The sequence below is a fragment of the Streptomyces sp. NPDC058470 genome (assembly GCF_042721055.1).
Lineage (GTDB): Bacteria > Actinomycetota > Actinomycetes > Streptomycetales > Streptomycetaceae > Streptomyces.
Genome location: NZ_JBHXMF010000011.1, coordinates 111,357 through 129,796, shown reverse-complemented (window position 1 = coordinate 129,796; position 18,440 = coordinate 111,357). Strand labels below are relative to the sequence as shown.

Below are 18,440 nucleotides of genomic sequence, written 5' to 3'. Positions count from 1 at the left end.
CGGCCTCACGGAGCGCACCGACACTGGCGGGGACGGTCACGATTGTCAGCGCCCTTCGGGCAGGTTCTCCTGCCCGTGAGGTCATCGGCCCCGGCTCGCTGGCAGGCAACCCTTCCACCGCGACGGGGTGCCCCGGGTGACGACCGGGTCCCGCCGGTGCGGTGGGACAAGCGTGGTCTCGCGTCTCGCGAGCCCCGAGTGTGGGACAGGTGGGAATGGCCAACAGCGGTTTGACGAGACGCCTGCACATCGATCTGTTGCGTGTCTCCAGCGCCTACTAGTCCGAGCGATCCGGACCGGTACGTAGCGCAGTCACTCCGCTCCGCCGCGGTGCCCACAAGGTGGCCGTGGCTTCCTCGTCCCATGGAGAGTCATGTCCGAGACAATCTCGCACGCCCCGAACTCCGGTACGTCCAGCACGTGTACCCCGACTCCGTGCGTCCCCGGCTCACTTGACGCGGTCCCTCACCCCCGGATCGCCGCCACCCCGTCCGCCCGCCCGCACCGTTTCCGCAGCCGTATCGGAGTGGGTCTCGCCGGCGGCTTCTACCCGGCCCCGCACCGCTACGAGTTGTATCTGTCCGCGCACTGTCCCCTCTCGCTGCGGGTCTCCATCACCCACGGCCTGCTGGGTCTGAAGGACTCGGTCGCCACCACTCTGCTGGCGCTCCCCGCCGACACCCCCTCCGCGTTCGCCTCACTGCGCGGGGCGTACGAGGCCACCTGGCACCACTACGACGGTCCGCTGACCGCCCCCGCGCTGTGCGACCGGTGGAGCGGACGGGTGGTCAGCAACCACACGCCCGACATCCTGCGCGACCTCGGCGACCTCTTCGCCGACCGCGCCGGATCCTGTCACTCCCCGCTCCGCCCGGCGGAACTCGCCGCGGACATCGACGCCCTGCGCGACCTCCTCGACCGGGATGTCACCCCGGGTGCGCCGCCGCAGGAACGGTCGGCGGCCCTCGACCTGCTGAACCGTCAACTCGCCTCTGGCCCCTATGCGTTGGGCAAGGAACTGACCGCGGCCGATGTGGACCTGTGGGTCGCCCTCGTCCCACTCGAAGCGGCTCAGGACCTGTCCTCGTACGCGCTCCTCCAGGACTATGTGCGACGTCTCGACGCCCACCCGGCCTTCCATCGGCACCTGTAGGTCAGGAGTGCTCGTCACGTACGGGATTCCAGGGCGGCCCGGGTGTCGTTGCCGTAGACGCCCGTCTCGTCGCCCCGGATCCCGTACCAGCGCTGGAAGCGGGCCACGGCCTCGGTGAGTGTGGGGTCGTAGGTTCCGCTCGTGACGCCGCTCTCGTACACGTCCGGGATATGGAGGAGCCGTTCCTGGAGTTCCGTCACGTCGGGGCCGCGGTCTCCCTCCCGGAGGGTGCCGGTGCCGTCCGGGTCGGCGGCGCCGGAAGGGGCCTGGACGACGGGGGCCGTGGCGGACGGGGCGGCACCGGCCCGCGATCCGCCGTCACCGCCGGGCAGCAGTATGGCCAGGGCGAATCCGACCAGCGCGGCCGCCGCCACCGAACCGACAACCGTGGCCCGGCGCGGACCGGTGGCACGCTCGGGCCCGGGCTCATGCACGGGCGGCGCCGCCGGCTGCGCCTCCCCGTCGGCGGCATAGTTCTCGCCGGCCAGGACGGGCTGCAGTTCCTCCGTCTCGCCCAGGTACGCCGACGGCAATCTGATCGACTCAGGGCTTTCGTCCGGGCCGACGGCCTGCTGATCCTCACGGAACTCCCTCACCAGTTCCGCGAGGGCCTCCGTCCGGCGGCGTTGCTGGACGTAGGTGGGTTCGAGTGCCGGGCGGCGCATGGGCTGCTCGCGTTCGGGCGGTGTCGACACACTGCTCTCCTTCCGTGCGACGCGGTCTCCCGCCATCCCCGTGGAGAGATACGGAGGCACCGGCGCGGGAGTTCAACCGCCGCCGGCCGACTCCGTGACGGACGAACGGACGAACGGACGAACGCGGCACGCGACCCGTCACTGTACGTAACCCCCCTCGGCCTCCGTGCGTCCCGCCGTGCGGCAAGTCCAAGCCCGCGCGACAGTCGTACAACGTGAAGAATGAGCGCGAGGGGGTAAGACCACCTTCGGAGAGCGGAGAGGGTCGCGGTGGTTTCGAGCAAGGAACGGGACGTGTCGGCCCAGCAGCGCCTCGACATGGCGGACGCCGTGCCCCTGCTGCTCGACGCCCGTATGGCGGTGACCAGCTGGACCGCGGACGCCGAACGGCTGCTGGGGTACGCGGCCCGGGAGGCGCGGGGACGGCCTGCCGCCGACCTGCTGATCCCCGAGGACGCGGCGCGGCTCCCGGAACTGGCCGAGCGGTGCCGCAGTGACGGCGGCTGGGCGGGCCTGCTGTCCGCACGACACCGGGACGGGCACCCGTTGAAGTTGATGGTTCGGGTTGTCCCCCTACGGCCGAGCGAAGGCGCGGCACGCTGGGTGGTGCTGCTCGCGGACCTGGCCGACGGCGCCGGCTGGCACATGAGCCGCTCGGTGCTGGAGCGGATCACCTCGCGTTCCCCGGTGGGCATAGCGATCGTGGACACGGAGCTGCGGTACGTCTGGTCGAACCCCGCACTGGAGCAGTTCGGCGGAGGCCCGGCCCAAAAACGCCTCGGCCGCAGGCTCGCCGATGTGCAGCCGGGCCTGGACACCGAGCGGATCGAGGCGCAGATGCGCCGGGTGCTTGAGACGGGCGAGCCGGTGGTCGCGTACGAGCACGTGGGCCGCGTGAGCTCCGCGCCACACCGCGAGACCTCCCACGCCATGTCGTTCATCCGTTTGGAGGACGACGACGGTCACCCGATAGGTGTCTACTACACCGTCGTCGATATCGGCGAGAGCTACCGCGCCCGGCGGCGGCTCGCGCTGCTCGACCGGGCCGGCGAGCACATCGGGCGCAGCCTGGACGTCATGCAGACCGCGCAGGAACTGGCCGATGTCGCCGTGCCGGGGCTGGCCGACTTCGTCGCCGTGGACCTGCTGGAATCCGTACTCAGGGGCGGGGAGCCGGCGCCCGGTCCACGGCGCGACGCGGACACGGTGCCGCTGCGGCGCGCCGGGCATCGGTCGGTGCAGGGCGGGCTCCCGGAAACCGCCGTCGAGATCGGCGAAGTGGCCTCCTACCGGGCGGGGTCTCCCCCGATCAGGTGTCTGACGGACGGCGAGTCCTGGCGCGAGGAGCGGCTGGATCCGCTGGGCAGGGAGTGGACCACGGCCACCCCCGGGAGCCACGCCGCCTCCTTCCTCGATCTCGGGCTGCACAGCGTGATGATCGTGCCCATCCGCGCCCGCGGCGTCACTCTGGGCATCACCACGTTCTTCCGGCGCAGCCGCCAGGACCCCTTCGACGCGGACGATCTCAGCCTGGCCGAGGAGTTCGTCGGCCGGGCGGCCCTGTGCGTCGACAACGCCCGCCGCTACACCCGCGAGCGCGACGCGGCCCTCGTCCTGCAGCGCAATCTGCTCCCCCATCGCTTCCCCGACCAGGACGCGGTGGAGGTCGCGGCCTGCTACCGGCCCGCGGACGAACTGACCGGTCTCGCCGGGGATTGGTACGACGTGATTCCGCTGTCGGGTGCGCGGGTGGCCCTGGTGGTGGGCGAGGTGGCCGGCCACGGTATCGACGGCGCGGCGGCCATGGGACGGCTGCGGGCCGCCGTACAGACCCTCGCCGATCTGGACCTGACGCCGGAGGAGGTACTGGCCCACCTCGACGATCTGGTCAGCCGCGCCGCCCGGGAGGAGGGCACCGGCGCCGACGACCGTACGAGCGGCATGCAGGCGGTCGGCGCCAGCTGTCTGTACGTGGTGTACGACCCGGTCAGCGGCCAGTGCTCGATGGCGGGCGCGGGCCACCCCGCTCCCGCGATCGTCACCCCCGACGGAACCGTCACCTTCGCGGACCTCCCCCACGGCCCCGCCCTGGGGGTGGGAGGTCTGCCCTTCGAATCGGTCGAGCTGAACCTCGCCGAGGGAAGTGTGCTGGCGCTGCACACCGACGGTCTGATCTCCACACTGCGTACGGGGCGTGATCCGGAGGCGGGCAGGGAGCGGCTGCGCCGTGCGCTGGAGGCACATGGTCAGCCGCTGGACGGACTGTGCCGACGCATCGTCGACGATCTCGTGCCGACGCGTCCGTACGACGACGTGGCGCTGCTGATGGCCCGGACCCGTCGGCTGGGGGCCGGGCGGGTCGCGACCTGGGACCTGCCCATCGATCCGGCGATCGTCGCGACGGCCCGAAAGTCGACCTCGCAGCAGCTGCACACCTGGGGTCTGGACGAGCTGGCCTTCACCACGGAACTGGTGGTGAGCGAACTCGTCACCAACGCCATCCGGCATGCATCGGGCCCGATCCGGCTGCGGCTGATCACCGACCAGGCGCTGATCTGCGAGGTCTTCGACGGCGGCGCGACGGCCCCGCACCTGCGCCATCCCAAGACGACCGACGAGGGGGGCCGCGGTCTGTTCCTGATCTCCCAGTTCACCCAGCGCTGGGGTACCCGCTACACCGCCGAGGGAAAGATCATCTGGGCGGAACAGTCCCTCACGGAACCGGCGGTCTGACGTACTCGGGTGGTGGCCGCTTTCCGCCGAGCGGCCACCACCCGCACCTGCCGACTCAGCAGTCGCGGAACTCCGGTGACTGGTTGAGGATCTGCGAGCGCAGCGAGGTGAACCGGGTGTGGGTCTCGCCGCCCTGCGCCTCGGGGCGGAAGACGGCGACACGGTGGCAGTTCATGAAGGCGAGGGTGACGCCGAAGTGCCTCTCCAGGCTGGAGCGGATCGCGTCACTGGCCAGCGCCCGCAGCAGCTGCCCGCGTTCCCTCTCCGAGGGCGGCGGTGTGTGGTTGTCGGCGAACTCCCGTGCCCCGTCCCGTAGTTCACCGACCAGGCCGGCGATGAGATCGTAGGCGTACGGCAGTGACGTACGGACGGTTTCCACGAAGTCCCCTTCGCGGACCTGACCGCGTTCGGCTTCGGCGAGCAGCTTCGGGGAGACGTCGAGTGACATGAAGAGGCAGTCCTGTCGTCGACTGGTTCGGGTGGTGTGCGGTGATGGTGCGTCGGCGGGCGGTGTACGGCGGTTTCGTGGGCCGTGTGCCGCCGCGCCCCATGGCCTGTGGTGGCGCTTCTTCGCCCCGTTCAGGCGGGGTTCGACGCCAGGGCCGTCGGGCCGTGCCGGAAGCCCGGGTCGATCTGTGCGGAGAGGTCGCTGCCGGTGGCCCGGTCGGCCCAGGCCGCGGCGTTGCGGAGGTGGAAGGCGACGGCGTGCTCCTGGAAGGCCGACCAGTCCTTGGTCCGGGCGTCCAGTGCGGTCCGCAACTGGCTCAGGGCGTGGAGGTTGTGCGGCTCCACATCGCCCTGCGGGCGGCCCTGTTCACGGGATCGCACCCAGGAGGAGTACTGAAAGTACGTCAGGAGGTCGTCGCCGACGTGCTCCTTGAGGAACAGTACGTCGTCCTCGCCGGTGACCTTGTTGCCGACCACCGCCACCGGGATCCCGAACTCCTCGGCGTGGTCGCGGTATTGGCGGTACACCGAGATGCCCTTGCGGGTGGGCTCGGCGACCAGGAAGGTCATGTCGAACCGGGTGAAGAGGCCGGAGGCGAAGGCGTCCGCGCCCGCGGTCATGTCGACGACGACGTACTCACCGGGTCCGTCGACCAGATGGTTGAGGTACAGCTCCACCGCTCCGAGCTTGGAGTGGTAGCAGGCCACGCCGAGATCGCTCTCGTCGAACTCACCCGTGACCATCAAGGGCACGCCCTCCACATCCTGGACATGGTGGGAGTGCACGGCGTCGTCGCCGAGGAGCCTCAGCAGGCGCGATCCACGGCCCGGCGGGGTGGTCTTGATCATGGCCTCGTGTGAGGTGATGCGCGGGTTGCCGCCGCGCAGGAAGTCCTTGATCTCGCCCAGCCGTGCGCTGAGGGGCGGCGCGGTGAAAGATCGGTCGTCGCCGAGGCCCAGGGCCTGGGCCAGGTGCTGGTTGATGTCGCCGTCGATGGCGACCAGGGGCGCTCCGGAGTGCGCGAGGTGACGGGCGAAGAGGGCCGACAGCGTGGTCTTGCCGCTGCCGCCCTTCCCGACGAAGGCAGCGCGCACGTCAGCCCTCCGGGCGCAGCAGCCCGCGCTCGTACGCCTTGGCGAGCCGTTGCGGTACGAGGTACGAGGAACCGTCGACGGTGACAGGGACGAGCTGCACCGGGGCGGCCTTCCACTGCGCGCGGCGGTGGCGGGTGTTGCTGCGGGACATCTTCCGCTTGGGAACGGCCATATCGGTCTCCTGTGAGGGGTGGGATGGCGAAGCTCACGCTATATGAACATGGATCCCATTACCAAGCCGACACCGCAGGACATGGCACCGCGAGACGCCTCTCCCCGACTCCTTCGCGGGCGGACCGAGTTGACGGAAGGTTGACCAAATCGCAGGAGATCACTGACGTTCCCGTCTATATGGTCTCCCGCATGCCCCCACAACCTCAGAGAACGCCAACTCTCCCGGTCCTCCCCTACCGGAAGCCCACCCGCGACCGGGACTACTGGGTGTTCGACGACGTACTGCCCGACGCGGATGCCGTCCGAGCCCGATGCCTCGCCAAGGACGACTGGGTCAAGGGCCATCCGTACACCTCGGAGAGCTGGCCCGGCCTTCGCGCGATGCCCGGGCTCGAACCGGCCGAACTGTCGCGCGTGGAACGGCTGGTGAAGAAGGCCACCGGGGCGCGTGAGCTGTGGCTGCAGAGCACACCCTCCGGAGGCACCCTCAATCACAACTGCATCCAGGTGGTGGGCCAGGGTGAGGGGGATTCGCGCCCGCACACCGATTCCCGCTCGCTGTGCCGCTACGCCGCGGTGCTCTATCTCAACCCTGCCGCCCCCAAGGACTGCGGCACCAGCTTCTACCGGCAGAGCCTGCCCGGCGGAAGGCTGGGCGGCAACATGGTGGCCGCGCCGCACAACAACCTGATCGACGCACTCGGTACACGTTTCGTCCCGCCGGACTCCTTCGTCGAGGACATCCGCGTACCCCACCGGTACAACCGGCTGCTCGCCTACAACGCCAACCTGATCCACAGCGCCAGCGGCTACTGCGGCTCCACCATCGAGGACAAGAGAATGACGGCGGTCTTCTTCTGGATGGCATGAACACACCATGCCGCTGCGGCACGTAGCGCTCCGCGGATTCGACTCGCCCCAATTTCGCGACGAGTTCCGGATGTTCGGGCGGTATGTACCAGTTACGGGTCTCCGACATCCTGGTGGCCAACCGGTGAGCGGGTCATGATGTAGTCATGACGTTGGCCCTGCGCGCCATGACGCGACTGGCGAATTGGCCGGACCTGGCTGAGGCCCTGCCGAGCTGCGGCACAGGACGGGCGCTGCGCTCGGAACAGGCCGAGATCGTCCACTTCCATTCGGAACAGGACGTCGACCTGCATCTCACCTCCCGGGCCATCCTCCGTTTCGAGGGCTACCTGAAGGACGTGCCCGCAGTCCATATCGTGCCCGGTTCACGCTGGGTGACGATACGTCTGGAAGTCGACTCGGACATCGATCTCCTTCTGACCCTGGTGAGCTTCGCTCTGTACGCCCACCAGTCGTGGCCGGCTCCGGGTGAAGCGCCGTCGCCGGGGTGCACCGAGCACCGCGGCATGGCGCTGCCTCTATAGGGGCGGGGCGAGCAGAGCGTCCGACTGGTGCGCGCGGCGCAGCGCGTCGGCGATGAATCCGTCGGCCTTCAGCTCCTCGACGAGATCGCGCAGGAACTGGACGGTCTCGGGCCGTCGGGTCGGTGTCGTGCCCACCGCCTGCCGGATCTGCATGAACCGGCCCTCGATCAGCCGGAGTTCGGGATGCGCCGCGACGTACTCGGTCAACGGCTGACGAATCCCGGCGGCGACCTCGATGCCCTGGGCGCGGAAGGCGTCGATACCGTCCTCACCGCGCACCACGCTCGCGTGCTCCAGCGTGCGGGAGAGGTAGAGGTCGTAGGCGGACCCGCGCTGTACACCGATGCGTACGCCCGCGCGGTCGACGTCGGCGACCGTGGTGAGGCCGGAGTGCCGGGGCACGGCGTACACGCCGTCGATCACGACGTACGGCGCGGTGAAGGCGACCTCGGCCTCCCGTACGGGTTCGATGGCCAGGAAGCACAGGTCGGCCCGGCCCGTCCGCAGCGCGTCGAACGACTTGCGTGCCGCGTCGAAGCAGACGAGCTCCACCGGCAGGTCAAGCCGGGCACCGACCTCACGCGCGATGTCGACGCTCACGCCGGTCGGCGCGGTCGGGGTGCCCTGGGCGAGGACCGGATTGCCCAGGTTGATCGACGCCCGCAGCACGCGCTGGGGAGCCAGGTCCTGGGCGAGGGCGTCGATCAGGATCGTCATGAGCTGAGTTTAGGACACGCTTCCCGGCCACCGTCACGGGCCCGCCCGGCGAGGCCGGGACGCTCGGCGACGAGTGGTCCAACGTCCGGGGATCCCCGCTCGGTCGACGGCCGAGGAGGCCTGAGCACGCGAACGGCCCCGGCACTCACGTACAGAACACGGCAAAGGCCTTGGCACTCACGTACAGCATGAGTGCCAAGGCCTTTCGGAGCCGTCGGGCCCGGGGGACGCCGTACGTCAGGCGCGGGTGCCCGTGGCGCGTCGGCGGCGGGTGACGACGGTGATCGCTGCACCGGCCGCGAGGAGGGCCGCGGCGCCGGCGGCGATCGGCAGGGTGTTGCCGCCGCCGGTCTCCGCGAGGTCGCCGGGCGCGGTGGTCCCGCCACCGTTGGGCGACGGAGCGGCAGGCGTGGTCGACTCCGACTCCGACGGGGTCGCCGAAGTGGTCGACTCGGCGGGTGTCGGCTCGGTCGGCGTCGAGGCCGGCGGCGAGGAGGCGGCAGGTGTCGAAGCCGGGGGCGTCTGCGGGGTGCTCGGCGGCTGCGCCGTGCAGTCCTTCGTGCCGCCGTTCCACGCCGCGATCAGCTTGTCCTTGATGACCGCGCGGTCCGGACCCTTGGGCAGGTCACCGTGCTCGAAGCCGTCGTTCGCGTCGAAACGGCCGTCGAACTTGACGGCGCCACGGTAGAGGTCGACCTGCGCGAAGCAGCCGACGTCGGGCACCGAGATGTCGAGGGAGTCAGTGCCGCCCGGCTTGACCGTGACCGTGTCGAAGTCGTGGAAGACCTGTTCGCCGGAGGTGTTGAAGGTGGCACCGTGGGCGAGATACGAGGCGAGCGCGGCGGTGCAGGTGGTGGCGTCACCGGCGGTACGGACCTTGATGTGGACCTTGCCGTCGTCGGTGGGCTTGAGGGTCTGGTCGTCGACGCGGACCGAGTCGTAGAAGTTCGTCCCGTCCAGGGAGAACTGGCAACGGTCGGTCTCGGTCTTCGTACCCGCACCCTTGCCGGGCTTGTAGTCGCTGCCGGTCTTGTCCCAGCCGTCGCCACCGGGGGTGCCGGTGGCCCAGGCGCCGGTCGTCGACGCCGAGAGGGCGAGCGCCACCGCGCCCGTCCCCAGCAGGCAGCGGAGGGTGACACGTCTCGCTATGGACATGCAGATCCCATCTTGATGTTGCAGGACCCGGTCGACAGCAACACGGCAGCGCGAAGCAGCCTGGGGCCGCACCGGGGGTGAGTGGTCGAAGAAACACTGGGCGCACTGGTCACATGGGCCACAGGTCAACCACATAGTCGATCAGCGCATGGAGGCTGTCAACCTCGCTGAATGTACGAGGACTTCACAGGTCGTCACATTCTGGGCACATGAGGAATTTTGGCGTCCGGAAGATCGGCGAACGGACCAGGGAGCGTCAGGACCGGAAGGAGAGAGCGTCGCGTGCATTCACGGTACTGAGTTCCCTTCCGTAGCGCACTGAGTGCCATCTTGCCGCTTCGATGCTACTTTCCCGTTCATGAACGACGGACCCCTGCCTGCAGAAACCGCGGAGTCGACGACCGCGAAGCCGCCCATGCGGGACGCCCTGGTCGCGGCCGCGTTCCAGCTCTTCCTTGAGCGCGGCTACGAGCAGACCACGGTGGACGACATCGTGGCGCTCGCCGGAGTCGGCCGACGGTCGTTCTTCCGCTATTTCCCCTCCAAGGAAGACGTGGTCTTCCCCGACCACGAGCGGTGCCTGGCCGACATGACGGCCTTCCTGAGCGCCGGGACCGACGAGGACGACCCGGTGCAGCGGGTGTGTGACGCCGTTCGGCTCGTGCTGCGCATGTACGCCGAGAATCCGACGTTCTCCGTTCAGCGGTACCGCCTCACCAAGAAGGTCCCCGGCCTGCGCGCGTACGAGCTGTCGGTCGTCTGGCGCTACGAACGGGCCATGGCCGAGTATCTCCACCGGCGCTTCGCCGACCGGCGGGACGGCGCTCTGCGTGCCGACGTCGCAGCCGCCGCCGTGGCCGCCGCGCACAACAACGCCCTGCGCTCCTGGCTGCGTGCGGACGGGCGGGGTGACGCGAGCTCGGGGGTGGATCACGCACTCGGATACGTACGCGCCACCTTCGGCGAGCCGGCGGACGACGCGGCCACCGAGGAGCAGGAGGACGTGGTGGTCGTCGTCTCCCGGCGGGGGGCGCCTATGTGGCGCGTCGTCCAGGAGATCGAGTCCACGCTCGGGCAGAACTGACCCACGAGGGTACCGAGTGTCTTTACGGGTGGCACTCAGTGTCATATTCTGTAGCTCGTGCCGGGGCGGACCCGAGCACCTCAGGTTTCGGCCGAGCGCAGGGAGACGACATCGTGTACCTCATCGCCGCGGGCGTCGACGCGCCGCCGCACGGGACTCCGGCCCAGCACGCGCTCCTCTTCCAGCGCTGCCACTGGTGCGGCACCGCGATGTACCAACGGCTCCTGTGCCCGGTCTGCGCGGGCAGTGACCTGCGATCGGAGGCGAGCACGGGGACGGGCGTCGTGCGCCACTCCAACGTGGTCCACCGCAACACCCCGGCGGCGCGCAACGTCTCCCTCATCGAGCTGGCGGAGGGATTCACCGTCCAGGGCAGGGTGATGGGCCCACCCGCCACCGTTCACAGAGGAGACCGCGTCCAACTCGCCACCGCCCAGGACGCGATACGCCGACAGCCGGTGTTCCAGATCATCGACGGCCCCTATCGCGGCTGGAGTTGACGACGGGCGGGCCGCCTGCCGGCCCCGGCGCTCCCGGAATCCGGGTACGCCGGGGCCTCGTGCGTGGGTCAGGTGGCCGGGGTGATGCGGATCCCGACCGTCCCGCTCTCGCCGCGCCGCAGCCGACTGCCCAGGAGGGTGATGCGGCCGAGGATGCCGTACTTGCGGGTGAGCAGTCGGCGGTAGTGGGCGGTTTCGGCCGTGTCGAGGATCTCGGCCGTCGCAGGGACCTGGTCACCGGTCGGCCTGCCGCGCACGTCGCAGGGGCCCACCAGGATGTCGGCCCTGTTACGGATCCGCTTCACCTTCCAGCTGTCCGCGGGCGTCCAGACGCCGAGCGTCCGGCCGTCCCGCACCACCCACACCGGCGTCGCAACTCCCGTGCCGTTCTTGCGGTAACTGGTGATGAGCACGTACTTGCCCGAACCGAGCGTGTCCAGCGAGGCCTCGTCCATGACGGAAGTCTAAGCAGCGGGACCCGGAAACAGCCCGGTTCGGCAAGCAGCCGGCCTCAGGACAACTGGCCGTCGTAGTCGGGCAGCTTGAAGGTGCGCTCGGCGTGCCCGCCGACGAGGTCCGTGTCGTTGTTGCCGACGTTGGCGATGATCGTGTAGCCCAGGGACTCGATCTCCGCGCGCTTGCCGGTCTTGTACGCGCTGACCTCGGCGAACAGGTCGGGCAGGTCGCGGACGTAAAGGCCGTCGACCGGGTAGGCCACGGACGTCAGGTTCGACTTCGTCAGGCTGTAGATGATGCCCGGGCGGGCGCTGATGAAGAAGATGGCGGCTCCGCGCGACTTCGCGTACTCGGCGAGTTCCAGCGAGGCCTGGACCGCCGGGGTGGGCAGCTCGTACCAGGGGTGGAAGTCCGTCTCCAGCGTGGTGTTGTCGATGTCGAAGACGAGGGCGAGCTTCTGCCCGTCGGCGTGCGCGGTGCGCTGCTCGACATAGGGCGTGGCCTGGTCGATGACGGCCTGGACGTCCTGCTGCCACGTGGCGTAGTCGACGTCGGTCTGCGCCGCCGTCACGCTCGCCACCGTCTGGGCAGGTACCGCGGCGGCGGTCCCCGCGGCGGTGACCGTCCCTCCTATCCCCAGTGCCACGACCACCGACACTGCGCCGATCCGGCGCCCCATAACGCGTCCTGTCATGCTTGTCCCCTTTTCACGTAGAAGCGGCGAGCGAGCCTTCCCCGTCGCCGCTCCTGACATGATCACGCCTCATTGTGTACGGCGGGGCAAGTTTGAAATTACTCCTCGGTAGAAAATCTCCCGACCGTCCGGCAGAGAACCCCTCGGCCGTGATCTCCGCCCTCCGTTGTGGGGTGGCACGCGCGCGCGTGCCGTGTGAGCCTGGGCTCGCGGTCGGCGGGCCGCGGTGTCTGTCGGAACAAGGAGAGAGGCTGCTCGGATGGACGCACCGAACATAGTGATCGTCGGCGCCGGATTCGCCGGAGTCGAGGCCGCGCGAGGGCTGGAGCGTGCTCTCGCCCCAGGCGACGCCCGGATCACCCTGATCAGCCCGAACGACTACCAGCTCTACCTGCCACTACTGCCGCACGTCGCCGCCGGTGTCGTCACGCCGCAGTCGGTGGCACCCTCGCTGCGCCGGATCCTGCGCCGCACCGAGCTGGTGCCGGGCGGGGTGGTCGGCATCGACCCGGCGGCCAAGGTGTGCGTCGTACACAAGATCACCGGCGAACTCGTCGACCTGCCGTACGACTACCTGCTGCTCACGCCGGGCAGCGTGACCCGCACCTTCGACATCCCCGGCCTCCTCGACGAGGCGCGCGGGATGAAGACGCTGGCCCAGGCCGTGTATCTGCGCGACCACGTGATCGCCCAGCTGGACCTGGCGGCCGCCACACCGGACGAGGACGAGCGGGCGGCGCGACTGCAGTTCGTGGTGGTCGGCGGCGGCTACGCGGGTACGGAGACGGCGGCCTGTCTGCAGCGGCTCACGACCGCGGCGGCCAAGCGGTACCACCCGCGTCTGGACCCCGCCCTGATCAAGTGGCACCTGATCGATGTCGCGCCCAAACTGCTGCCGGAGCTCGGCGACAAGCTGGGCGCGAGCGCGCTGCGCCTGCTCAGCGGGCGCGGGGTGCACATCTCCCTGGAAACCTCCGTCGCCTCCGTCACGGAGGACAAGGTCACCCTCACCGACGGACGGGTACTGCCCTCGCGGACGCTGGTGTGGACGGCCGGTGTCGCGGCGAGCCCGCTCGTCGACTCGCTGGGCGCTGAGACCGTACGCGGGCGGATCGTCACCGAGGCCGACTTCCGGGTGCCCGGCCTGGACGGGGTGTTCGCACTGGGGGACGCGGCCGCCGTGCCCGACCTGGCCAAGGGCGACGGCTCCTACTGCGTACCGACCGCCCAGCACGCGGCCCGGCAGGGCCGGCACGCGGCGAAGGTCCTCAAGGCGCTGCTCAGCGGGCTGCCCGCCACGCCGTACAAGCACAAGGACCTCGGTCTCGTCGTCGACCTCGGCGGTCACGACGCGGTGTCCAAGCCGCTCGGTATCGGCCTCAAGGGTGTACCCGCTCAGGTGGTGGCCCGCGGGTACCACCTGTACGCGCTGCGCACCGGCGCGGCCCGCTTCCGTACCGGCGCCAACTGGCTCCTCAACGCGGTCGCGGGCGACGACTTCGTCCGCACCGGCTTCCTCGCGGACCGCAAGGGAACGCTGCGGGACTTCGAGCACACCGATGTGTATCTGACTCCGGAAGAGGTGGCCGCCCGAACTCGGGCCTGACACACGGTTCTTGACGGTCGGGGTGAACCCGTGAACGCCCGGACGTGGACGCACGTATGAAGGGAGGGCTCTCGACCGGAGCCCCCGGCGGCGGTGAACGCCGTCGGTGTTCGGCTTCGGGAGCCCATGGATGAGGCACGCACGACGACGGATCGTCCAACGGGGGGCGCGGATCGCGGCCGTCGGAGGACTGCTCTTCGGGGGCCTGATGGTGACGCGTGCGATGGCGAGCGAACCGTCCGACACGTCGCGTGTCACGGAGAGTTCGGCGCAGGCCGCCGCGGACAGGGGGGCCGAGCTGGTCTCCACCCTGGGCGCTTCCCGTACGGCGGGGAGTTGGATCGCCTCCGACGGGCAGCCGGTCGTCGCGGTGACCGACACGGACGCGGCGGCCGAGGTGAAGAAGGCGGGTGCCCGCCCCAAGGTCGTGGACCACAGCATGCAGGACCTCAAGTCCGCGACGCAGAACCTGAGTTCGGCGCCCCGGGTGGCGGGAACCGCCTGGGCCGTCGATTACGCGAACAACGAGGTGGTGGTGCGGGCCGACAGCACGGTCTCCGCTGCCGACTGGTCGAGTATGACGGCACTGGCCGAGGGAATCGGTGACTCCGTGCGCATGGAGCGGATCGGGGGCACGTTCACCACACGGCTGAACGGCGCCGATCCCCTTCTGTCGACCGGCGGCCGCTGTTCGGCGGGCTTCAACGTGACCAACGGACAGGGCGACTTCATCCTCACGGCCGGGCACTGCGGGCCGGCCGGGTCCCTGTGGTTCGCCGACAACCAGGGCACACAGCAGGTCGGCCAGACGATCACCGCGTCCTTTCCCGGCGACGACTACTCACTCGTTCAGTACGCCAACGGGCAGGCCCCGCAAGGGGACAACATCGTGTCCATCGGCGGCGGAAAGGGCGTACGGATCACGGGCGTCGCCGATCCGACCGTCGGTCAGCGGGTCTTCCGCAGCGGCAGCACCAGCGGACTGCGCGATGGTCAGGTCACGGCGTTGAACGCGACGGTGAACTACCCGGAGGGCACCGTCTCGGGGCTCATCGAGACCACCGTGTGCGCCGAACCGGGCGACAGCGGCGGCCCGTTGTTCTCCGAGGGCATCGCGCTCGGCGTGACCTCGGGCGGCAACGGTGACTGTACCGCGGGCGGTACGACGTTCTTCCAGCCGGTCACCGCGGCGCTGACGGAACTCGGTGTGACGCTGACGGGCCAGTCGGGGGCCTCCGGCAGTCCCACGGCCCAGGCGTCCACCCCGCCGTCCGCAGCGGCCCCGCAGGGCGCTGCTGTCGCGCCGGGCTCCGCCGCGCCGGGTTCCGTCGAGTCGGTCGGCGCGGCTGCCGCCGAGACACTCATCACACGCCTCACGGATCCCAGGAACATAGGCCCGGGGCTCCTGGTCATCGCGGGAAGTATCGTCGCGCTGGTGGCGACCCGCTACATCCGCACGGAGCAGGACCGCAGTCGCTATCGGCGACAGTACTCACAGAGTTGGGGGTGAGACCCGGCTCACATGGGCCGGCGGGTGGTTCGCGGGGTGGAGGTTGATGCCCGGCTCACATGGGACGGCGGGTGGTTCGTAGTGCGGGGGCTGATGCCCGGCTCACACAGGACAGCGGATGGTTCGCAGTGCGGGGGCTGATGCCCGGCTCGTCACGCGGCCCGGGTGGGTGAGTGCGGGGCGGCTTCCGACCACTCCAGGACGAGCCGCTGGTACTCCCGCCGCTCGGCCATGCTCAGCGTCCCGCCGGTACGGAACCAGAGGGCTCGGATCTCCTCATTGACCTCGGTGGCGGACCGCTCGGAGGCGGGTTCAGGAGTGGTGGACATGTTGTGAAGCATACGGACCTTGGCGTGAAGGCGATGTGAGTAAAGGTACGTCGAGCGACATTCCGGACCGTGAAGCTCATCACTCACGCCTCCGTCGACCCCAGGACCAGCACCTGGATCGCCAGTACCGCGGCTCCACGCGCCCAGTCGTGGAAGTCGGACACCTTCGTCTCCAGGCGGACGGGATCGGCCTGCGGATGGCGGCCGGCGAGGACGGTCTCCTCGACCAGTGAACCCGCCACGGCGACGAGTCCGACGCCCTCCCCGGCGAGGAGGATCTTCTGCGGCATCGCGAAGTTGGCGATCTGCGCGACCAGGGTCCCCAGGGCGCGGGCCGCCTCGTCGACGACCCGGGAAGCCATGGGGTCACCGGCTGCGGCGCCGGCGAGGATCTCCTCGTAGCTCATGTCGCGGCCGGTGGCGGCACGGAGTTGGTAGCGGATGCTGGGGATGGTGAGCAGCGAGACGGCGCTGCCCCGGTCGCCGTCGGGGGTGAGCGGGCCCTGGGGGTTCACCGGCCAGTGGCGGCCCATGCCCCTGCCGTCCTCGGCGGAGGCGACCCGCCTGCCGCCGAGGACAAGGCCGTAGCCGATCCCGGCGCCGATGGTGAGAACGACGAAGCGGTCGAGGCCGCGCCCGGCGCCGAACCAGGCCTCCGCCTCGATCAGGGCGGCCACGTCGTTCTCGACGACGACCGGCAAGCCGGTTCGCTCCTCGACGAGTTGGGCCAGCGGCACGTCGCTCCAGCCGAGGAAGGCGGACTCGGCGACGACGGCGCGCTTCTCCGCACGGCCGCCCACACCGATGCCGATTCCGGCGAGGCGGGGAAAGGCGCGGGCGAACTCCTGCGTCATCTCCCGCAGCAGGTCGGCGACCTGACCCGGTTCATGCGTGGTGAGTGGACGGTCCTGCCGGGCGACGATGTCGCTCCTGAGGGTGGTGACCACGCCGTAGACCATGTCCCCGGTGATTTTGAATCCGGCGAAGTAGCGGGACTCGGCGACGACGGCCAGAGGTTGGGAGGGACGACCCTGCCGCACTTCGGGGGGTACGGAGTCCTCTGCCGACTCGATCAGCAGGCCTGACTCGATCAGCGGTTTGGTCAGCCGGGTGAGGCTGCCCGCCGAGAGGTGCAGCCGGCGCGCGATCTCACTGCGGGACAGGGGACCGTGGACGAGTACCTCGATCGCCACCGCCCGTTCACCCGGACTCAGCGGCGGCCAACCGCCGACAGGTGTGGTCATTGACGTCCGACTCCTCAAGTTTTTCTTTCTCCTTGGAAGTAACGAGGTCACCATATGCCGCTCATCGAGGTCGGGAAAAGACATCTGCAGGACTCTTGACGCCAGGATTCTTCCGAGTCAAAAGTAAGTAGCCGGGGTGAGTCGCGGCCTGCCTACTCGGCGGGCCGGCCCCGGCCCCACACGCAAGCAGGCGACCACAGCGAAGGGTGTCACCCGCATGACGTTCTCTCTCGGCATTGTCGGAGCCGGGCAGTTCTCGGGCCAGTTCGCCAAGCTGTTCCTCGCCCATCCGGGCGTGGCCGATGTGTACGTGACCGATCTCCTGCCCGAGCGGGCGGAGCAACTCGCCGCCACCGAACGGCTGTCGGGCACCTTCCCCTCGTACGAGGCGATGCTGGAGTCGAAGGCGGTGGACGCCGTCGCGATCTTCACCCAGCGCTGGACCCACGGGCCGCTGGTGCTCCAGGGGCTGAACGCCGGGAAGCACGTGTACTCGGCGGTGCCCATGGCGATCACCACGGACGAGATCGCGGCGATCATCGACGCGGTGCGGGCGACCGGACTGACGTACATGATGGGCGAGACCAGCCAGTACAACCCGGCGACGGTGCACGCCCGCAACCAGATCGCCGACGGCGCCTTCGGCCGGATCTTCTACGCCGAGGGCGACTACGTCCACGACATGGATCTCGGGTTCTACGAGGCGTACCAGTACAGCGGCGGCGAGAACTGGAAGGCGACCGCCAGCTATCCCCCGCTCCTGTACCCGACACACTCGGTGGGCGGGGTGCTCGGGGCCTGGCAGACGCACGCGGTGAGCGTGTCCGCGATCGGGGTGCGCGACCAACGCGGCGACGGTGTGTTCGACGAGGAGATCAGCCAGTTCGGGAACGACTTCTCCAACGCGACCGCCCTGTTCGAGGTCGCGGGCGGCGGCGCGTTCCGCACGAACGAGTTCCGGCGGGTTGGCTATCCCTCGCACATCAGGGAGTCGCGTTTCCGGTTCTTCGGCACGGACGCGAGCATGGAGCAGCTCGCGACGGTGGCCCTGTGGCAGGACAAGAAGGGCGTGCGGGACATCAGCGAACTCCTGGAGCCCAAGGCGACGTTGGCGCCCGACGATCCCTCGCTCCAGCACATCGCGCCCGCGCTGCGGGCCGCCTTCACCTCCGGGTCGGCGCCGGTGCACGACCGGACGCGGCTGCCCCGGGAGTTCGACCACCTCCACAACGGACACGAGGGCAGCCACCACTTCCTGGCGGACGACTTCGTGACCGCGGTGAACACCCGGAGCCTGCCGTCGGTGAACGCGTGGGTGGCCGCCCGCTACACCCTGCCGGGCATCGTCGCGCACGAGTCCGCGCGGCAGGGTGGGGTCAGGCTGGAGATCCCGGACTTCGGGGACGCCCCGGCGTAAGCTCCGGCCGGCCTCCGGCCGATCTCCAGCCAGTCTC

At 69.7% G+C, this 18,440-nt stretch carries 20 protein-coding genes and 1 riboswitch; of the genes, 10 read left to right on the top strand and 10 right to left on the bottom strand.

Features of this window, described 5'->3' with window-relative positions; all coding sequences use genetic code 11:
- Window positions 1–34 precede the first annotated feature (34 nt).
- Window positions 35–179: riboswitch (SAM riboswitch) on the top strand.
- Window positions 180–215: 36 nt separating this feature from the next.
- Both ACFWP7_RS10930 and ACFWP7_RS10925 read left to right on the top strand, forming a co-directional pair.
- On the top strand, window positions 216–281 hold the full coding sequence (locus tag ACFWP7_RS10930) for a putative leader peptide (RefSeq protein WP_365443830.1): 66 nt from the start codon (window positions 216–218) through the stop codon (window positions 279–281).
- 92 nt (window positions 282–373) lie between these two features.
- Entirely contained in the window at window positions 374–1,153 is a 780-nt protein-coding gene (locus ACFWP7_RS10925; protein WP_384379377.1) for a glutathione S-transferase C-terminal domain-containing protein, read from the top strand.
- A gap of 14 nt (window positions 1,154–1,167) precedes the next feature.
- On the opposite strand, the gene ACFWP7_RS10920 is transcribed toward ACFWP7_RS10925, so the two are convergent.
- Entirely contained in the window at window positions 1,168–1,848 is a 681-nt protein-coding gene (locus ACFWP7_RS10920) for a peptidoglycan-binding protein (RefSeq protein WP_384379374.1), read from the bottom strand.
- 318 nt (window positions 1,849–2,166) lie between these two features.
- On the opposite strand from ACFWP7_RS10920, the gene ACFWP7_RS10915 reads away from it, so the two are divergent.
- A complete protein-coding gene (locus tag ACFWP7_RS10915) occupies window positions 2,167–4,581 on the top strand; it encodes a SpoIIE family protein phosphatase (protein ID WP_384379459.1) in 2,415 nt (804 codons plus the stop codon).
- 55 nt (window positions 4,582–4,636) lie between these two features.
- On the opposite strand, the gene ACFWP7_RS10910 is transcribed toward ACFWP7_RS10915, so the two are convergent.
- From ACFWP7_RS10910 to rpmF, 3 genes are all read right to left on the bottom strand, one after another.
- Window positions 4,637–5,029 carry an SCO5389 family protein gene (locus ACFWP7_RS10910; protein ID WP_384379371.1) on the bottom strand — a complete coding sequence of 131 codons (393 nt, stop codon included), beginning with the start codon at window positions 5,027–5,029 and terminating at the stop codon, window positions 4,637–4,639.
- 131 nt (window positions 5,030–5,160) lie between these two features.
- The gene (locus ACFWP7_RS10905; RefSeq protein ID WP_384379368.1) at window positions 5,161–6,123 is read right to left on the bottom strand and encodes an ATP-binding protein; all 963 of its coding nucleotides are present in this window, start codon (window positions 6,121–6,123) and stop codon (window positions 5,161–5,163) included.
- A gap of 1 nt (window position 6,124) precedes the next feature.
- The gene (gene rpmF, locus ACFWP7_RS10900) at window positions 6,125–6,295 is read right to left on the bottom strand and encodes a 50S ribosomal protein L32 (protein WP_365443787.1); all 171 of its coding nucleotides are present in this window, start codon (window positions 6,293–6,295) and stop codon (window positions 6,125–6,127) included.
- 191 nt (window positions 6,296–6,486) lie between these two features.
- Here rpmF and ACFWP7_RS10895 point away from each other — a divergent pair, with 191 nt between their 5' ends.
- Both ACFWP7_RS10895 and ACFWP7_RS10890 read left to right on the top strand, forming a co-directional pair.
- Complete coding sequence (locus ACFWP7_RS10895) at window positions 6,487–7,167, top strand: DUF6445 family protein (protein ID WP_384379363.1); 681 nt, start codon at window positions 6,487–6,489, stop codon at window positions 7,165–7,167.
- A 146-nt stretch (window positions 7,168–7,313) separates the two neighbouring features.
- On the top strand, window positions 7,314–7,691 hold the full coding sequence (locus tag ACFWP7_RS10890; protein ID WP_384379360.1) for a luciferase family protein: 378 nt from the start codon (window positions 7,314–7,316) through the stop codon (window positions 7,689–7,691).
- Here ACFWP7_RS10890 and ACFWP7_RS10885 read toward each other — a convergent pair.
- Window positions 7,686–8,408, bottom strand: a complete 723-nt coding sequence (locus tag ACFWP7_RS10885; protein ID WP_384379357.1) for a transporter substrate-binding domain-containing protein — start codon at window positions 8,406–8,408, stop codon at window positions 7,686–7,688. The two genes, ACFWP7_RS10890 and ACFWP7_RS10885, sit on opposite strands and share 6 nt — an antisense overlap.
- Before the next feature lie 237 nt (window positions 8,409–8,645).
- A complete protein-coding gene (locus ACFWP7_RS10880; protein ID WP_384379354.1) occupies window positions 8,646–9,563 on the bottom strand; it encodes an LAETG motif-containing sortase-dependent surface protein in 918 nt (305 codons plus the stop codon).
- A gap of 415 nt (window positions 9,564–9,978) precedes the next feature.
- On the opposite strand from ACFWP7_RS10880, the gene ACFWP7_RS10875 reads away from it, so the two are divergent.
- Entirely contained in the window at window positions 9,979–10,647 is a 669-nt protein-coding gene (locus ACFWP7_RS10875) for a TetR family transcriptional regulator (RefSeq protein ID WP_384379457.1), read from the top strand.
- A 113-nt stretch (window positions 10,648–10,760) separates the two neighbouring features.
- Window positions 10,761–11,147: a Zn-ribbon domain-containing OB-fold protein gene (locus ACFWP7_RS10870; RefSeq protein ID WP_384379351.1), complete on the top strand. Its 387-nt coding sequence runs from the start codon at window positions 10,761–10,763 to the stop codon at window positions 11,145–11,147.
- 68 nt (window positions 11,148–11,215) lie between these two features.
- Here ACFWP7_RS10870 and ACFWP7_RS10865 read toward each other — a convergent pair whose 3' ends face one another.
- Both ACFWP7_RS10865 and ACFWP7_RS10860 read right to left on the bottom strand, forming a co-directional pair.
- Window positions 11,216–11,602: a PPOX class F420-dependent oxidoreductase gene (locus tag ACFWP7_RS10865; RefSeq protein WP_384379348.1), complete on the bottom strand. Its 387-nt coding sequence runs from the start codon at window positions 11,600–11,602 to the stop codon at window positions 11,216–11,218.
- 56 nt (window positions 11,603–11,658) lie between these two features.
- A complete protein-coding gene (locus tag ACFWP7_RS10860) occupies window positions 11,659–12,297 on the bottom strand; it encodes an HAD family acid phosphatase (RefSeq protein ID WP_384379345.1) in 639 nt (212 codons plus the stop codon).
- Window positions 12,298–12,556: 259 nt separating this feature from the next.
- Between ACFWP7_RS10860 and ACFWP7_RS10855 the strand changes: the two genes are divergently transcribed.
- Both ACFWP7_RS10855 and ACFWP7_RS10850 read left to right on the top strand, forming a co-directional pair.
- Window positions 12,557–13,903, top strand: coding sequence for an NAD(P)/FAD-dependent oxidoreductase (locus ACFWP7_RS10855; protein WP_384379342.1), 1,347 nt, complete (start codon window positions 12,557–12,559; stop codon window positions 13,901–13,903).
- A gap of 130 nt (window positions 13,904–14,033) precedes the next feature.
- Window positions 14,034–15,413, top strand: a complete 1,380-nt coding sequence (locus ACFWP7_RS10850; RefSeq protein WP_384379339.1) for a S1 family peptidase — start codon at window positions 14,034–14,036, stop codon at window positions 15,411–15,413.
- A 152-nt stretch (window positions 15,414–15,565) separates the two neighbouring features.
- Here the strand turns inward: ACFWP7_RS10850 and ACFWP7_RS10845 are convergent, their stop codons facing one another.
- A complete protein-coding gene (locus tag ACFWP7_RS10845) occupies window positions 15,566–15,754 on the bottom strand; it encodes a hypothetical protein (RefSeq protein WP_384379336.1) in 189 nt (62 codons plus the stop codon).
- Window positions 15,755–15,825: 71 nt separating this feature from the next.
- Window positions 15,826–16,986 carry an ROK family protein gene (locus ACFWP7_RS10840; protein WP_384379333.1) on the bottom strand — a complete coding sequence of 387 codons (1,161 nt, stop codon included), beginning with the start codon at window positions 16,984–16,986 and terminating at the stop codon, window positions 15,826–15,828.
- Between the two features lie 217 nt (window positions 16,987–17,203).
- On the opposite strand from ACFWP7_RS10840, the gene ACFWP7_RS10835 reads away from it, so the two are divergent.
- On the top strand, window positions 17,204–18,403 hold the full coding sequence (locus ACFWP7_RS10835; RefSeq protein WP_384379330.1) for a Gfo/Idh/MocA family protein: 1,200 nt from the start codon (window positions 17,204–17,206) through the stop codon (window positions 18,401–18,403).
- Window positions 18,404–18,440 lie beyond the last annotated feature (37 nt).

Excerpts from the sequence above, each read along its gene's own strand:
- ACFWP7_RS10925 (WP_384379377.1), top strand. The coding sequence starts at position 374 with ATGTCCGAGACAATCTCGCACGCCCCGAACTCCGGTACGTCCAGCACG.
- rpmF (WP_365443787.1), bottom strand. The coding sequence starts at position 6,295 with ATGGCCGTTCCCAAGCGGAAGATGTCCCGCAGCAACACCCGCCACCGC.
- ACFWP7_RS10880 (WP_384379354.1), bottom strand. The coding sequence starts at position 9,563 with ATGTCCATAGCGAGACGTGTCACCCTCCGCTGCCTGCTGGGGACGGGC.
- ACFWP7_RS10895 (WP_384379363.1), top strand. The coding sequence starts at position 6,487 with ATGCCCCCACAACCTCAGAGAACGCCAACTCTCCCGGTCCTCCCCTAC.
- ACFWP7_RS10855 (WP_384379342.1), top strand. The coding sequence starts at position 12,557 with ATGGACGCACCGAACATAGTGATCGTCGGCGCCGGATTCGCCGGAGTC.
- ACFWP7_RS10910 (WP_384379371.1), bottom strand. The coding sequence starts at position 5,029 with ATGTCACTCGACGTCTCCCCGAAGCTGCTCGCCGAAGCCGAACGCGGT.
- ACFWP7_RS10865 (WP_384379348.1), bottom strand. The coding sequence starts at position 11,602 with ATGGACGAGGCCTCGCTGGACACGCTCGGTTCGGGCAAGTACGTGCTC.
- ACFWP7_RS10845 (WP_384379336.1), bottom strand. The coding sequence starts at position 15,754 with ATGCTTCACAACATGTCCACCACTCCTGAACCCGCCTCCGAGCGGTCC.
- ACFWP7_RS10835 (WP_384379330.1), top strand. The coding sequence starts at position 17,204 with ATGACGTTCTCTCTCGGCATTGTCGGAGCCGGGCAGTTCTCGGGCCAG.
- ACFWP7_RS10840 (WP_384379333.1), bottom strand. The coding sequence starts at position 16,986 with ATGACCACACCTGTCGGCGGTTGGCCGCCGCTGAGTCCGGGTGAACGG.
- ACFWP7_RS10915 (WP_384379459.1), top strand. The coding sequence starts at position 2,167 with ATGGCGGACGCCGTGCCCCTGCTGCTCGACGCCCGTATGGCGGTGACC.
- ACFWP7_RS10850 (WP_384379339.1), top strand. The coding sequence starts at position 14,034 with ATGAGGCACGCACGACGACGGATCGTCCAACGGGGGGCGCGGATCGCG.
- ACFWP7_RS10885 (WP_384379357.1), bottom strand. The coding sequence starts at position 8,408 with ATGACGATCCTGATCGACGCCCTCGCCCAGGACCTGGCTCCCCAGCGC.
- ACFWP7_RS10860 (WP_384379345.1), bottom strand. The coding sequence starts at position 12,297 with ATGACAGGACGCGTTATGGGGCGCCGGATCGGCGCAGTGTCGGTGGTC.
- ACFWP7_RS10890 (WP_384379360.1), top strand. The coding sequence starts at position 7,314 with ATGACGTTGGCCCTGCGCGCCATGACGCGACTGGCGAATTGGCCGGAC.
- ACFWP7_RS10875 (WP_384379457.1), top strand. The coding sequence starts at position 9,979 with ATGCGGGACGCCCTGGTCGCGGCCGCGTTCCAGCTCTTCCTTGAGCGC.